Annotated in this window: 2 protein-coding genes; both read right to left on the bottom strand. The window is 67.6% G+C overall.

Features of this window, described 5'->3' with window-relative positions:
• A partial coding sequence (locus G3N93_RS40735; RefSeq protein ID WP_206135603.1) for a SidA/IucD/PvdA family monooxygenase occupies positions 1 to 479 on the bottom strand: 479 nt, incomplete at its 3' end.
• Positions 480 to 511: 32 nt separating this feature from the next.
• Positions 512 to 920 (bottom strand): GNAT family N-acetyltransferase (locus G3N93_RS40730; RefSeq protein ID WP_206135602.1); only part of this gene is annotated, 409 nt, incomplete at its 5' end.

Here is a 920-nt window from a genome sequence, read left to right as displayed (position 1 = left end):
AGCGCGCGCGTGACGCGCTGGCGCTCGTGGCCGGCCGCGTCGCGCGACAGCACGCGCAACGCGTCGATCTTCGCGCCGTCGCCGCGCACGGGCTCGATCGCGAGGACGGTTTCGCTGTAGTGGACGTGTTCGTCAAACGCCTCGGCGACCCAGCTCAGGTAGTCGTGGAACTCGACGCGGGTCGGATAGAAGTTCTTCAGGTTGACGAATTCGTTCAGGCGGCCGCGCTCGAACAGGTAGTTGATGAACGTGTAGCGGCTTTTCGGATCGCGCATCGTGACGAGATCCTTCAGAAACGAGATCTGCATCCGGCAGTCGTCGAGCAGCATCCCGCGATGCCAGCCGAATTCAGGCTGGCGCTCGACGAAGCAATGCGTGAACGGCCGCGTCGCGCGCCGTTCCTCGAGGCGGATGGCCAGCGCCAGATTCGACGGCCCGAAGCCGACGCCGATCAGGTCGAATACGGTTTCTCTCTGCATGTCTCAGCTCCCTTGTCGGTGAATCCGGCGCGTCAGACGTGACGGCCGGAGAAGAACGTCTCGCGCAGCGTGCGCATCCACAGCGGCTGCGCGTCGGCCAGCGCGAGACGGCGCTGCCGCGCGAAGCCATGCCGCGCGAGATGGTCGGCAACCCGCGCGTGGCCGGCCGGAACGGCACAGCCGACCGCTTCGGTACGCGGGTCGTCGAGAAACAGGTAATGAACGACGGACGGCAGCCAGCCCGCCACGCAATGCGGGCCGCGCCAGCGCGACTCGCCGACCAGCATCCGCAGCCCGCGGTCGTAGTCGCGCGCCGCGACGTGCGGCGCGAGCGCGTCTTCCTTCAGCCAGAACGCTTCGACATACGCGAACGGTTCGCCGTCGAAGCAGCCGACGAGCGGAATCACGTGCGGATCGGTGTCGGGCGCGGCGCCTTGCGGG

It is taken from the genome of Burkholderia sp. Se-20378, assembly GCF_017104665.1.
GTDB classification, from domain to species: domain Bacteria; phylum Pseudomonadota; class Gammaproteobacteria; order Burkholderiales; family Burkholderiaceae; genus Burkholderia; species Burkholderia lata.
Note: the sequence above shows the minus strand (reverse complement) of the source record. Positions and strands in the feature narration are given on the sequence as shown.